The organism is Delftia sp. NA_296.1 (assembly GCF_052692095.1).
The window spans coordinates 17,042-30,567 of sequence record NZ_JBQZGF010000005.1 but is presented as its reverse complement, the minus strand read 5'-3'; the positions used below and the strand labels follow the sequence as shown (position 1 = coordinate 30,567).

Genomic DNA, 13,526 nt, shown 5'->3' with positions numbered 1-13,526 from the left:
GGTGGCGGGGCATGAAAGAAAGTGTGAAGCGCGCCGATAAGCCGGATTCTGTGCACGCGGTTGCCCGCATGTGACCGCCATTAATCTGGGCCGGGCGTCGCCGCCCGGCTCGGTGCTACCTACCCGCACACTCCGGGGGCCCCGTCAACGTGTGCCTACTTGGTATTGCTGCGCGTAGAGATTGCCCGTTTCACCCGGGGACGCGTTCCGCGTCCCCGGGTGGCTATGGGGCCCAGGCTTTCGCCTGGGCGTCTGGCTTGCGCCATCCGTCGCCAGCTTGCGCTGGCACCCCATAGAACACCAAGTTGGCGGCACATGTCCCCGACTCGTCTCTGTTGCTCTGATCCTCACCTCACGGTGGACAGCCGTTAGCTGCTACGCTGCCCTGTGCAGTCCGGACGTTCCTCCAGTGCCGTGTTTCCACGATTGCACCAGCGGCGGTCTGGCGTGCTTCACGGGCGGCATTATCTCGCGGCTTGGGCCGGGCTGCAGGCAGATGGCGCAACAGCCTCACGGCGGCATGCAGAACTCGCGGCGGAATTGTTCGGGTGAGGTGCCGGCCTCGCGCTGGAACATGGCGATGAAGGCCGAGGGCGTGCTGTAGCCCAGGTCATAGGCGATCTGCTGCACGCTCAGGCCGGCCTCCAGCGCGTCGATGGCCAGCAGGTAGCGCATGCGCTGGCGCCATTCGCCCAGGCCCATGCCCAGCTCGCGCTGGCAGTGGCGCGCCAGGGTGCGCTCGGTCATGTGCACGCTGGCGGCCCATTGGGCCAGGCTGCGGTGGTCCTCGGGCGCAGCGCGCATGCGGGTCAGCACTTCGACCAGGGCCGGGTGTTCGGCGGCCGGCAGATAGCCGGGCTCCACGGGAACGGCCCGCAACTGGTCGTAGAGCACACGGGCCAGGCGCAGGTCGGCATCCGTGGCGGGAATGTGCACGTCGCGCACGGCAAAGTCGGCCAGGATGGCCTTGACGATGGCGCCGATGCGCATGGAGCACGGTTGCGCCGGCAGCTCCCTGCACAGCGCAGGCGCCAGGTAGACCGAGCGGTAGACCACGGCGTGCGCCACATGGCAGCTGTGCACCACGCCGGGCGGCACCCAGACGCCGTACTGCGGCGGCGAGACCCAGTGCTGGCCTGCCGTGTCCATGCACATGCTGCCGTGGGGCGTGTAGTTCAGGTGTCCCCAGCTGTGGCTGTGCGGCGGCACCTCGGTGTCGGCGCCGAATTCGTCGTAGCGGAAGTAGTACTCGCCCGGCACATCCTCGACGTTCTGGATGTGCATGGGCTTGCTGGGACGGGGCATGGCGGATGGTCCGGGTTGCGCTATCGATTGTCCGAAACCAGGGATGCACTCCAAGTCGGACAGAACGATCATAGGACCAGTCTTAGGAGTCTTCCAATGGGGTCTTACCTTTTCCCTTTGATCGCCGTGCTCATCTGGTCGGTCAATACCGTGGTCAGCAAGATGGCGGCCGACAGCATCGGCGCGGCCGAGATCGGTTTCTACCGCTGGCTGGTGGCGGCCGTGCTGTTCACGCCTTTCCTTTTGCCGTCCATCTGGCGCCAGCGCGCCGACATCCGGCCGCTGCTGCCGCGCCTCATCGTGCTGGGGATGCTGGGCATGGTGATCTACCAGAGCCTGGCCTATTACGCGGCCCATATGACATCGGCCACGCACATGGGCCTGATCGGCTCGCTCACGCCCATGATGGTGCTGGGCCTGTCCACCGCCATGCTGGGCCAGGCGCTGAGCCGGGGCGCCGTGCTGGGCTGCGTGCTGGCGATTGCGGGCGTGGCCCTGGTGGTGTCTTCGGGGCAGCCTGCCACCTTGCTCACCCAGGGCCTCAATGGCGGTGACGCGCTGATGTTCGTGGCCATGCTGGCCTATGCGGTCTACAACATCCTGCTCAAGCGCTGGCCCATGCCGCGCCTGGCCACGGTGCAACTGCTGTACCTGCAGATCCTGGTGGCCGTGATCGCGCAGCTGCCGCTGTTCCTGATGGCGCCGCGCACGGGGCTGAACGCGACCAACCTGCCGCTGGTGGGCTTTGCGGGCATCATGGCTTCCATCGCCGCGCCGCTGCTGTGGATGATGTCGGTGGCGCGCATCGGGCCGGGCCGCTCCAGCATGTTCTTCAACCTGGTACCCATCTTCACGGCCGTGATCGCCTTCATGGCATTGGGTGAGCCCCTGGCGGCCTACCACGCCGTGGGCGGCGTGCTGACCATTGGCGGCCTGCTGCTGGCCGAGCTGTGGAAGCAGCCTTTGCGCGCACCGCGTGCCGCCGCCACCGCCTGAAAAAATCAGGGTTTTCCCGAGCGCAAATGGTGCACGCATGCTGCATGCCGGTGCGGCGCCCGCACCAGCTCTGCCCATAAGAATTTGCATTCAGGCCTGCTCATAATTTCTTGTTGGACAGCCCTGTCCCGCCTTTCGATACTGCCGCCACAGGAACAGCTCCAGACGCCCGGCCGGTCTCACTGCAGACCCGCCAGCGCCTGAAGCCCCTGAGACACACGGGCCCCGCCCCGGTCCGTGTGCCCGCTGCACCGTCGAAGACAGGAGACACCCCATGAGCAGTCCGGCATCCGCCGCACATTCCCCCGCCCACGGCGCCGGCCAGGCATCGCCGCCCGACATGGACGCCACCTACCGCAAGATCGCCTGGCGCCTGATTCCCTTTCTGGTGCTGCTCTTCATCCTGGCGTGGATAGACCGCGTCAACGTCGGCTTCGCCAAGCTGCAGATGCTGGACGACCTGCAGTTCAGCGAGGCCATCTACGGCCTGGGTGCCGGCATCTTCTTCATCGGCTACTTCCTGTTCGAAGTGCCCAGCAATCTGCTGCTGGAGAAGATCGGCGCACGCAAGACGCTGGCGCGCATCACCATCCTGTGGGGCGCGGCCTCCATGGCCATGGCCTATGTGACCACGCCCACCATGTTCTACGTGCTGCGCTTCATCTTGGGCGTGGTGGAGGCCGGCTTCTTCCCCGGCGTGGTGCTGTACCTGACCTACTGGTTCCCGGCCCGCCATCGGGCGCGCGTCAACGGCCTGTTCATGACCTCGTTCGCCATTGCAGGCGCCGTGGGCGGCCCGATTGCGGGCGCCATCATGAACGGCATGCAGGGCGTGGGCCATCTGTCCAACTGGCAGTGGCTGTTCATCCTGGAAGGCATTCCTTCGGTGATCGCCGGCTTCTTCGTGCTGCTGTACCTGCCCGAAAAGCCCGCCAACGCCAAGTGGCTGAGCCCGGCCGAGCAGCGCGCCGTGACCGCCGCCGTGGAGGCAGAAAACCAGGCCGGCCACAAGCATGTGTCGTTCCTGGACGCATGCCGCAACTACCGCGTGTGGCTGTGCGCGGCCGTGTATTTCTGCATCGTCAGCGGCAACGCCACCATTGCCTTCTGGTCGCCGTCCATCATCAAGGAGATCGGCATCCAGAACACGCTGCAGATCGGCCTGATCTCGGCCATTCCCTTCCTGGCCGGCACCCTGGCCATGGTCTGGAACGGCATGCACTCGGACAAGACCGGCGAGCGCCGCATGCACTGCGCCCTGTCCGCGCTGATCGCGGCGGCGGGCCTGATCCTCACGGGCCTGTTCCTGCACAACGCCGTGCTCGCCCTGTGCGCGCTGACGCTGGCCTCCATCGGCATCCTCGCGGCCTTTCCCGTGTTCTGGTCGATTCCTGCCGCCTTCCTGGCCGGCACGGCGGCGGCCGGCGGCATTGCGCTGATCAACTCCATCGGCAACCTGGCCGGCTTCGTGGCGCCCTACATGATCGGCGCGCTCAAGACCAGCACGGGATCGCTGTCCTCGGGCCTGTACTTCGTGGCAGCCCTCGAATTCCTGGCGGCCTTCCTGGTCGTGCTCTTCGTCAAGAAGCAGTGATGCCTGCGCGCGGCACCGCGCGCGCCACTGCCCCCTCCTCTTTCCCACCGGGGCCTGCGGCCCCGCCTTTTCCCTGGATCGCCTGCCATGCAACTGCAGTTCACCACCCCCGAGGGCCAGACCTTCGCCCCTGAATTCGACACCCTGATCGTCGCCGGCTGGGCCGGCCGCGACCGCGAGGCCATCGAGCACCACATCGAGGAGCTGGCCGCCATCGGCATCCCGCGCCCCAGCGCCGTGCCGCTGTACTACCGCATCTCCAGCAACCAGCTGAGCCAGCGCAGCGCGCTGCAGGTGCTGGGCCCGGACTCCTCCGGCGAGGTCGAGGTCTTCGTGTTCACGCACGAAGGCGAGATGTTCGTGAGCCTGGCCTCCGACCACACGGACCGCAAGCTGGAAGCCTACAGCGTGGCCTTTTCCAAGCAGGCCTGCGTCAAGCCCGTGGCCACCCAGGCCTGGCGCTTTGCCGACGTGGCCGGCCACTGGGATGAGCTGGTCGTGCGCTCGTGGATCGTGGAAGACGGCCGCGATGTGCTCTACCAGGAAGGCACGCTGGCCAGCCTGCGCACGCCCCAGGACCTGATCGCAGGCTTCACGGGCGGCAAGGATCTGCTGCCCGCAGGCTGCGGCATGACCTGCGGCACGGTGGGCGCCATCGGTGGCATCCGCCCCTCGACGCAGTTCTCCATGGAGCTGTACGATCCCCGCAGCCAGCGTTCCATCCGCCACAGCTACCGCAGCGAACTGCTGGACGTCGTGGCCTGAGCCACGACTCCGATCCGCCCACGCCCGCCTTCACCCACAGGACTTCCCACATGACCCAAGCCCTCCCCCTGCCCAGCCTGGAACTGGCATCACAGCGCCTGCATGGCGGCGAAACCACCTCGGTGCAGCTGACCGAGCAGGCCCTGGCCCGCACCATGTCGGGGGAAGGCCCCAAGGTGTTCACGCGCGTGTTCCAGGGCGCGGCCCTGGCCGAGGCCCGTGCCAGCGACGTGCTGCGTGCGGCCGGCCTGGCGCGCTCGCCCATCGAGGGCCTGCCGGTCTCGGTCAAGGACCTGTTCGACATCGCCGGCTTTCCCACGCTGGGCGGCTCGCGCCTGCTGGCCGACGCACCGCCCGCGCAGCGCACGGCCGAAGTGGTGCAGCGCCTGCGCCAGGCCGGCGCCGTCATCGTGGGCACGACCAACATGACCGAGTTCGCCTACTCGGGACTGGGCATCAACCCGCACTACGGCACGCCGCGCAATCCCTGGCAGCGTGACGAGGGCGGCGGCCGCATCCCGGGCGGCTCGTCCTCGGGCGCGGCCATCTCGGTCACCGACGGCATGGCCATGGCGGCCATCGGCTCGGACACGGGCGGCTCGGTGCGCATTCCTTCGGCGCTGTGCGGGCTCACGGGCTTCAAGCCCACGGCGCGCCGCGTGAGCATGGAAGGCGTGCTGCCGCTGTCGGCCAACCTGGACTCCATCGGCCCGCTGGCCCCCAGCGTGCGCTGCTGCGCCACGCTGGACGCCATCCTCTCCGGCGAGCCGCTGGGCGAGCTGCATGCCGCGCCGCTACAGGGCCTGCGCCTGCTGGCACCCACCAACGTGGTGCTGGACGGCATGGACGCCACCGTGGCCGCCGCCTGGGAGCGCGCCCTGTCCCTGCTGTCGCAGGCGGGCGCCCACATCACCCACGCCGTGGTCGCGCCCTTCGGCGAGCTGGCCGACATCAATTCCAAGGGAGGCTTCACGGCCGCCGAGGCCTGGGCCTGGCACCGCCACCACATCGCCACGCGCCTGTCCGAGTACGACCCGCGCGTGGGCACGCGCATCCTGCGCGGCAAGGACATCAGCGCGGCCGACTACATCGACCTGCTGGCACGCCGCAGGCAGTGGATTGCCGCCGTGAGCGCCCAGATGGCCGACCATGACCTGATCGTCATGCCCACCGTGCCCGTGGTCGCCCCGAAGATCGCCGACCTCACGCAGAGCGACGAGGCCTACTTCGGCGCCAACGGCCTGATCCTGCGCAACCCCACGCTGATCAACTTCCTCGACGGCTGCGCCATCTCCCTGCCCTGCCACCGCGCAGGCGAGGCGCCCGTGGGCCTGAGCCTGGCCGGCCTCGGCGGGCAGGACCGGCGACTGCTGTCCGTGGCCCTGGCCGTGGAGCAGCTGCTGGCTTCGGCGCAGGGCTGATCGACCAGGCGGCCTCGGGCCTAGCCGCCCAGGCCGCTGCCCGGCAGCCGGGCCACGGCCTGGCCGTGGTTCAGCGCAAAGGCGGCGGCGGTCTCCTCGGCCGCGCGCGCCACCACTTCGGTCAGCGGGTTCTGGTGGTCGTTGCGGTAGCAGGCCACCAGCGGCAGCGAAGGGAACTCCCGGTCCACGCGCAGCAGGCGCAGGCGCTGCTCGGCCAGCTCGCGCTGGATGATGGCCGGCGGCACGGCGGCCACGCCCAGGCCGTCGCAGACCACGCGGATCATGGTGGCCACCGAGGCAATGCAGTTCAGGTGCACCGAGGCGCTGCTTTCGGTGGAGAACAACTGCTCGATCACCGCATACGGCTCGGAGCCGCGCGCAAAGCACATGATGGGAAAGGCCGCCAGCTCGGCCAGGCTCAGGGTCTCGTCGCCAATGCCCAGCTTGGGGCTGCCCACCCAGGCCATGGGAAATTCACCCAGCGACAGATGGCCCACGCCGGCCGCCGTCACGGGCTTGGCCTGCAGCGACAGGTCCAGCTGGCCCTTCACCAATTGATCGGACATGTGCAGCGTGGTGTCGCAGGCGATCTCCACCTGCAGGCGCGGATAGCGCTGCTGCAGCAGCGCCAGGAAATCGGGGAACCAGCTGTGCACGATGGACTCGATGGCGCCGATGCGGATCACGCCGGCATAGGCCTGCTTGTCCAGCATGTCCTCGCGCATCTCACGCATGAGGCGCAGCATGCGCTCGGCATGGACCAGGGCCTTGGCGCCGTCGGCCGTCAGCGTGACCTCGCGCACGCCACGGTCGAACAGGCGCACGCCGAACTCCTGCTCCAGCGTGGCGATGCGGCTGGAGACGGCGGCCTGCGTGGTGTACAGCCGCTCGGCCGTCATGCGGAAATTGCGCAGCTCGGCCAGCAAGACAAAGGTTTCCAGGAACCGTAGATTCATGCGGCGATGTTAGCCGTCCAGGCCATATCGATATAGCCCATGCATAGAACAGCTGCGTGCACAATGAATGCCTGGTTTTCGCGCAGTGTCTGCGCGCCACCCCCGACTGTCCAACCACCACCCCAACTCGCGGAGGTCCGATGAGAGCTGACAACATCCTGCAAACGATTGGCAACACGCCCCATGTGCGCATCAACCGCCTGTTCGGCGCCGGTGCCAATGTGTGGATCAAGTCCGAGCGCGGCAACCCCGGCGGCTCCATCAAGGACCGCATCGCGCTGGCCATGGTCGAGGACGCCGAGAAGTCCGGCGCCCTGCAGCCCGGCGGCACCATCATCGAGCCCACCAGCGGCAACACCGGCGTCGGCCTGGCCCTGGTGGCCGCCGTCAAGGGCTACAAGCTGGTGCTGGTCATGCCCGAGAGCATGAGCATCGAGCGCCGCCGCCTGATGCTGGCCTACGGCGCCAGCTTCGACCTCACGCCCAAGGAAAAGGGCATGAAGGGCGCCATCGCCCGCGCCCAGGAACTGGCCAGCCAGACGCCCGGCGCCTGGATTCCCCAGCAGTTCGAGAACCCCGCCAACATCGATGTGCATGTGCGCACCACGGCCCAGGAAATCCTGGCCGACTTCCCCGAAGGCCTGGATGTGCTGATCACCGGCGTGGGCACGGGCGGCCACCTGACCGGCGTGGCCAAGGTGCTCAAGGCCAGGTTCCCCCAGCTCAAGGTCTTTGCCGTGGAGCCTGCCGCCTCACCCGTGATCTCGGGCGGCCAGCCCTCGCCCCACCCCATCCAGGGCATTGGCGCAGGCTTCGTGCCCAAGAACTTGGACACCAGCCTGCTGGACGGCGTGATCCAGGTCGAGGCCGAACCCGCGCGCGAGTACGCACGCCGCTCGGCCCGCGAGGAAGGCATCCTGGTCGGCATCTCCTCGGGCGCCACCTTGGCCGCCATCGCGCAGAAGCTGCCCGAGCTGCCCGCAGGCGCCAAGGTGCTGGGCTTCAACTACGACACGGGCGAGCGCTACCTGTCGGTGGAAGGCTTTCTGCCTGCCTGACCGGCGGCAAGCCCCGCCCGCTGCAGTGCACTGCACTGCGGCATGAAACACAAGGCCTCGCAAGAGGCCTTTTTTGTTGCCGCCAGCGGCATGCTGCATTCCCCATTCGCGCACAACGAAGCGGCCCCGGACGCGGACAATCTTCCCCACGGCGCCGTGTTCCCCTGCACTGAAATCCGGGCGCGAACCCACGCGTAGGACAGTTGTGTGGAGATTTCTTACAAAACATGTTGCGGCCCAAGGTCATGCTGAACGGGCATCGGGCAAACCCGACTCTGGCCTACGATGGTCTGACCAAGGAGTAAAAAAATCTTGTTCGGTTTCTTTGAAAAACGCGTTCCGCCCTATCCCAGCGTCGAGCCCACGGTCCCTCCCAAGGGATTTTTTGCCTTCATCTGGGCCTGCACGCAAGGCATGCGCGGCTGGATCGCGCTGCTGACCTGCACCTCGGCGCTGCTGGCCGTCTACGAGGCGGCGCTGTTCGCCCTCATGGGCCATGTGGTGGACTGGTTGTCCACGGTGTCGCCGGCCGGTTTCTGGGCAGAGCAGCGCGGCACGGTGTGGGGCATTGCCGCCGTCCTGCTGTCCAGCGTGCTGTTGCTGGCCTTTCACACGGCGGTGATGCACCAGGTGCTGGCCATCAACTTCCCGATGCGGCTGCGCTGGGTGTTCCACCGGCTGATGCTGGGCCAGAGCATGTCGTTCTATGCCGACGAGTTCGCGGGCCGCATCACCACCAAGATCATGCAGACCGCGCTGTCGGTGCGCGAAGTGGTGTTCATGGTGGTCGACGTGCTTGTGGGCGTGAGCGTCTACATGATCGGCATCCTGATCCTGGCGGCCAGCTTCGAGTGGCGGCTGATGATTCCGTTTGCGCTGTGGCTGGCCGCCTATATCGGCGCCTGCTGCTACTTCGTTCCACGCCTGGGCAAGATCGGCAAGGAGCAGGCCGATGCACGCTCCATGATGACGGGCCGCGTGACCGATGCCTACACCAACATCGCCACCGTCAAGCTGTTCGCCCACACGCGCCGCGAGGCCGAGTACGCGCGCAACGCCATGGAGGCCTTCAAGTCCACGGGCTATGCGCAGATGCGGCTGGTCAGCCAGTTCGAGATCGTCAACCATCTGATGATCACGATGCTGCTGGTGGGCTCGGCGGGCACGGCGCTGTACCTGTGGTCGGCCGGACAGGCCAGCGCAGGCGTGGTGGCGGCCATCATCGCCATGGCGCTGCGCCTGATGGGCTATTCGCACTGGGTGATGTGGCAGATGACGGGCCTGTTCGAGAACGTGGGCACCATCCAGGACGGCATCCTCACGCTGACCAAGCCGCGCACCATCGTGGATGCGCCCGACGCCAGGCCGCTGCAGGTCACGCACGGCGCCATCGCCTTCGAGGACCTGAGCTTTGCCTACAAGGACGGCGGCAAGCAGGTGATCGACCACCTGAACCTGCACATCCGCGCCGGCGAGCGCATCGGCCTGATCGGCCGCTCGGGCGCGGGCAAGTCCACGCTGGTGAACCTGCTGCTGCGCTTCCATGAAGCCCAGGGCGGGCGCATCACCATCGACGGCCAGGACATACGCACCGTCACTCAGGACAGCCTGCGCGGCGCGGTGGGCATGGTCACGCAGGACACCTCGCTGCTGCACCGCTCCATGCGCGACAACATCCTCTACGGCCGCCCCGACGCGACCGAGCAGGAGATGCTGGCCGCCGCGCAAAAGGCCGAGGCCTCGGACTTCATCGCCACGCTGACCGACCTCAAGGGCCGTGGCGGCTATGACGCCCAGGTGGGCGAGCGCGGCGTCAAGCTGTCGGGCGGCCAGCGCCAGCGCGTGGCGATTGCGCGCGTCATGCTCAAGGACGCGCCCATCCTGCTGCTGGACGAGGCCACCAGCGCGCTGGACAGCGAGGTCGAGGCGGCCATCCAGCAAAGCCTGGACAGCCTCATGCACGGCAAGACCGTGATCGCCATCGCCCACCGCCTGTCGACCATCGCGGCCATGGACCGGCTCATCGTCATGGACCAGGGCCACATCGTCGAGCAGGGCACGCACCAGCAACTGCTGGAGCTGGGCGGCATCTACGCCAAGCTGTGGTCGCACCAGAGCGGCGGCTTCCTCGCAGAGCAGGGCTCGGAAGCTGCCAACGCCAACGGCTAGACGCTCGCCAGATCCCGGTCCAGCTGCGTATGCAAGGTGTAGCGGCTGGCCGGGTGCAAGGTCACGCTGAGGTCCATCAACTCCCCATCGGTATCCAGGTAGCGGCGCACGATCTTCAGCGCCGCTGACCCGGCCGGGGCCTGCAATTCCTCCGACAGCGCATCCGGAATGAGCGCTCCCACCACGGCCTGCCGCACCCGCGCGATGCGCAGGCCGTATTGCTGCTCCAGCAGGCTGCTGACCAGCAACTCGGGCGCGGCGCGCACGCGCTGGGCCAGTTCCTGCGTGTCAAAGCGCTGCGCATCCACATAGACCACGGTCCAGGCAATGGGCAGGTGCGGCGCGGCGCCGTCGCGGCGCAGGCTGCAGATGGCCAGCCAGCGGCTGCCGGCCGGGCAGTCCAGCTCGGCGGCCAGGTCCTGGTCCAGCACCACCTCCTCGATGCGCCGCACTTCGCGCACATGGGTGGCGCCGAACTGCACCAGGTCCTCCAGCGAGGTCAGCGCCTGGCGGTAGTGCGCATGGGGCTGCGCCGCCTCCACGCGCGTGCCCACCTTCTTGCGCCGCGATACCAGCCCCGACTGCTGCAGCTCGGCAATCGCCGCGCGCACGGTGTGGCGGCTCACGCCATAGCGGTCGCACAGCTCCAGCTCGGTGGGCAGCAGGGCGCCCACGGCGTATTCGCCCGAGGCAATGCGCTCGGACAGGTCGCGCGCCACCTGGGCATAGCGTGTCTCAGCCATGGGCGCAGGCCCTCACCCCAGGCAAACCCGGATGTTCGTAATGTACGTACATAAATAAAAATATCGATATGTCCGAACTTAATTGCAATTGCGCACCATGACCCTTCCGTCCTTCACCTCCAGCACCGCCATCGATTCGCTGCTGTTCCGCGACGCCTTCGGCACCCCCGCCATGCGCGCCATCTTCGCCGACAGCGCGCTGGTGTCGCGCTACATCGAGGTCGAGGTCGCGCTGGCGCGCGCCCAGGGCCGCTGCGGCGTGATTCCGGCCGAGGCCGCACACGAGATCGCGCAGCGCTGCAGCCTCGACGCGCTGGACTTCGAGCTGCTGCGCAAGGAAACCGACATTGTCGGCTACCCCATCCTGCCGCTGGTGCACCAGCTGGTGAAACAGTGCGGCGACGCAGGCCGCTACATCCACTGGGGCGCCACCACCCAGGACATCATGGACACGGCCACCGTGCTGCAGGTGCGCGATGCGCTGGACCTGGTCGATGCCGACATCGCCGCGCTGCGCACCATCCTGGCCGACCTGGCAGAGCGCCACCGCGACACGCCCATGGCCGGCCGCACGCACCTGCAGCACGCCCTGCCCATCACCTTCGGCTACAAGGCCGCCATCTGGCTGGCCATGTTCGACCGCCATGCCCAGCGCCTGCAGGAACTGCGCCCGCGCGTGCTGGTGGGCCAGTTCGCGGGGGCGGCAGGCACGCTGGCCTCGCTGAGCGGCCGGGGCCTGGAAGTGCAGCAATTGCTGATGGAAGAACTGGGCCTGGGCGTGCCCGCCACCACCTGGCATGTGGCGCGCGACGGCCTGGCCGAGGCCGTGAATTTCCTGGCCCTGGTCACCGGCTCGCTGGGCAAGATCGCCTACGACGTGATGCTGCTGTCCTCCACCGAGTTCGGCGAGGTGTTCGAGCCCTTCGTCACGGGGCGCGGCGCCAGCAGCACCATGCCGCAAAAGCGCAACGCCATCTCCAGCGAGCTGATGCTGGCCGCCTCCAAGGCCGTGCGCCAGCATGCGGGCCTGATGCTGGACGCCATGGTCCAGGACCTGGAGCGCGCCACCGGCCCCTGGCACGCCGAATGGGTGGCCCTGCCCGAGAGCTTCGTGCTCTCGGCCGGCGCCCTGCACCAGGCGCGCTTCATGCTGGGCGGCCTCATCGTCGATCCCGGACGCATGGCCCGCAACCTGGACATGACCGACGGCCTGATCGTGGCCGAGGCCGTGATGATGGGCCTGGCCCCGCACACGGGCCGCCAGCAGGCGCACGACATCGTCTATGCCGCCTGCCGCAGCGTCAACGCCGAGGGCGGCACGCTGGCCGATGCGCTGGCCCGCCTGCCCGAAGTCACGGCCCATTTCGACCGCGCGGCGCTGCAGCGCCTCACCGACCCGCGCAACTACCTGGGCGAGGCCCCGCAAATGGTGGACCGCGCCCTTGCGCTGTCGCGCGCCCATACAGCCAGCGGCCGCTGACACACCGGCCCAGGACAGAACACAGCACTACAGGAGACAACACCATGCCTTTCCATCTTCCCCGCCTGCCACGCCTGGCCCTTGCCCTGGCCGCCACCACCTTCGCCCTGGCCGCGCACGCCCAGGGCGGCTACCCCGCCAAGCCGCTGACCTGGATCGTGCCCTTCGCGGCCGGCGGCCCGACCGACGCCATGGCACGCGACATCGCCCAGCGCACCAGCACGCAACTTGGCCAGCAGATCATCATCGAGAACGTGCCGGGCGCGGGCGGCACCATCGGCGCGGCCAAGGCGGCGCGCTCGGCGCCCGACGGCTACAGCTTCCTGGTCGGCCACATGGGCTACATGGGCGCGGCGCCGTCGCTGTACAAGAAGCTGGCCTATGACCCGGTCAAGGACTTCGAGGCGGTGTTCCGCTTCCCCGACACGCCGCTGGTGCTGCTGGTGGGCAAGAACTCCCCCTACAAGACGGCCGAAGAGCTGGTGGCCTTCGGCAAGCAGAACCCGGGCCGGCTGAACTTCGGCAACGCGGGCGTGGGATCGACCTCGCACCTGGTGGCGGCGCTGTTCGCCAGCCGCGCGCAGATGGAGATCACCCAGGTGGCCTACAAGGGCGCGGCGCCGGCCATGACCGATGTGATCTCGGGCCAGGTCGATGCCATGTTCGACCAGACCAACACCGCCCTGCCCCAGCTGGCGGGCGAGCGCATACGCGCCATCGCCCTCACCTCGGACAAGCCCATGCCCCAGTTCCCGGGCGCCGCCGCACTGGGCCAGAAGCTGCTGCCCGGCTTCGAGACCGCCACCTGGTACGGCATCTACGCGCCCAAGGGCACGCCGCGCGACGTGGTGCAAAAGGTCTACCAGGCCTATACCAAGGCGCTGGCCGACAAGGCCTGGACCGACAGGATGGCCGCCCAGGGCATACGCCTGCTGCCCGCAGATCAATACGCGCCCGAAGCCCTGGCACGCCACACGGCCGCCGAGGTGGAGCGCTGGCGCAAGGTGGCGGCCGACGCGAAGATCTCGCTGGACTGAGC

General features: G+C 68.0%; 11 protein-coding genes and 1 other RNA gene. 8 read left to right on the top strand and 4 right to left on the bottom strand.

Going from position 1 to position 13,526, the window contains the following annotated elements; all coding sequences use genetic code 11:
- Window positions 1–21 precede the first annotated feature (21 nt).
- Window positions 22–454: RNase P RNA component class A (rnpB, locus tag ACUTR7_RS13885), an RNA gene on the bottom strand.
- Window positions 455–510: 56 nt separating this feature from the next.
- On the bottom strand, window positions 511–1,305 hold the full coding sequence (locus ACUTR7_RS13880; protein ID WP_043780839.1) for an AraC family transcriptional regulator: 795 nt from the start codon (window positions 1,303–1,305) through the stop codon (window positions 511–513).
- Between the two features lie 96 nt (window positions 1,306–1,401).
- Here ACUTR7_RS13880 and ACUTR7_RS13875 point away from each other — a divergent pair, with 96 nt between their 5' ends.
- From ACUTR7_RS13875 to ACUTR7_RS13860, 4 genes are all read left to right on the top strand, one after another.
- On the top strand, window positions 1,402–2,301 hold the full coding sequence (locus tag ACUTR7_RS13875) for a DMT family transporter (RefSeq protein WP_012203377.1): 900 nt from the start codon (window positions 1,402–1,404) through the stop codon (window positions 2,299–2,301).
- Window positions 2,302–2,575: 274 nt separating this feature from the next.
- Window positions 2,576–3,895 (top strand): MFS transporter, encoded by a 1,320-nt coding sequence (locus ACUTR7_RS13870; protein ID WP_445609040.1) that lies wholly within the window; start codon window positions 2,576–2,578, stop codon window positions 3,893–3,895.
- A gap of 87 nt (window positions 3,896–3,982) precedes the next feature.
- Window positions 3,983–4,660 carry a DUF2848 domain-containing protein gene (locus ACUTR7_RS13865; protein WP_445609039.1) on the top strand — a complete coding sequence of 226 codons (678 nt, stop codon included), beginning with the start codon at window positions 3,983–3,985 and terminating at the stop codon, window positions 4,658–4,660.
- 50 nt (window positions 4,661–4,710) lie between these two features.
- A complete protein-coding gene (locus ACUTR7_RS13860) occupies window positions 4,711–6,081 on the top strand; it encodes an amidase (RefSeq protein WP_070080667.1) in 1,371 nt (456 codons plus the stop codon).
- 20 nt (window positions 6,082–6,101) lie between these two features.
- On the opposite strand, the gene ACUTR7_RS13855 is transcribed toward ACUTR7_RS13860, so the two are convergent.
- A complete protein-coding gene (locus ACUTR7_RS13855; protein WP_017406934.1) occupies window positions 6,102–7,037 on the bottom strand; it encodes a LysR family transcriptional regulator in 936 nt (311 codons plus the stop codon).
- A gap of 140 nt (window positions 7,038–7,177) precedes the next feature.
- On the opposite strand from ACUTR7_RS13855, the gene cysK reads away from it, so the two are divergent.
- A complete protein-coding gene (gene cysK / locus ACUTR7_RS13850; RefSeq protein WP_013804126.1) occupies window positions 7,178–8,095 on the top strand; it encodes a cysteine synthase A in 918 nt (305 codons plus the stop codon).
- Window positions 8,096–8,407: 312 nt separating this feature from the next.
- Window positions 8,408–10,264 (top strand): ABC transporter ATP-binding protein, encoded by a 1,857-nt coding sequence (locus ACUTR7_RS13845; protein WP_013804128.1) that lies wholly within the window; start codon window positions 8,408–8,410, stop codon window positions 10,262–10,264.
- Here ACUTR7_RS13845 and ACUTR7_RS13840 read toward each other — a convergent pair.
- Window positions 10,261–11,007 (bottom strand): GntR family transcriptional regulator, encoded by a 747-nt coding sequence (locus ACUTR7_RS13840; protein ID WP_034390462.1) that lies wholly within the window; start codon window positions 11,005–11,007, stop codon window positions 10,261–10,263. The genes ACUTR7_RS13845 and ACUTR7_RS13840 overlap by 4 nt on opposite strands.
- Before the next feature lie 97 nt (window positions 11,008–11,104).
- Between ACUTR7_RS13840 and pcaB the strand changes: the two genes are divergently transcribed.
- Together pcaB and ACUTR7_RS13830 are read left to right on the top strand one after the other, a co-directional pair.
- Window positions 11,105–12,487 (top strand): 3-carboxy-cis,cis-muconate cycloisomerase, encoded by a 1,383-nt coding sequence (gene pcaB, locus ACUTR7_RS13835; protein WP_428140756.1) that lies wholly within the window; start codon window positions 11,105–11,107, stop codon window positions 12,485–12,487.
- A gap of 44 nt (window positions 12,488–12,531) precedes the next feature.
- On the top strand, window positions 12,532–13,524 hold the full coding sequence (locus tag ACUTR7_RS13830; RefSeq protein WP_012203368.1) for a tripartite tricarboxylate transporter substrate-binding protein: 993 nt from the start codon (window positions 12,532–12,534) through the stop codon (window positions 13,522–13,524).
- Window positions 13,525–13,526 lie beyond the last annotated feature (2 nt).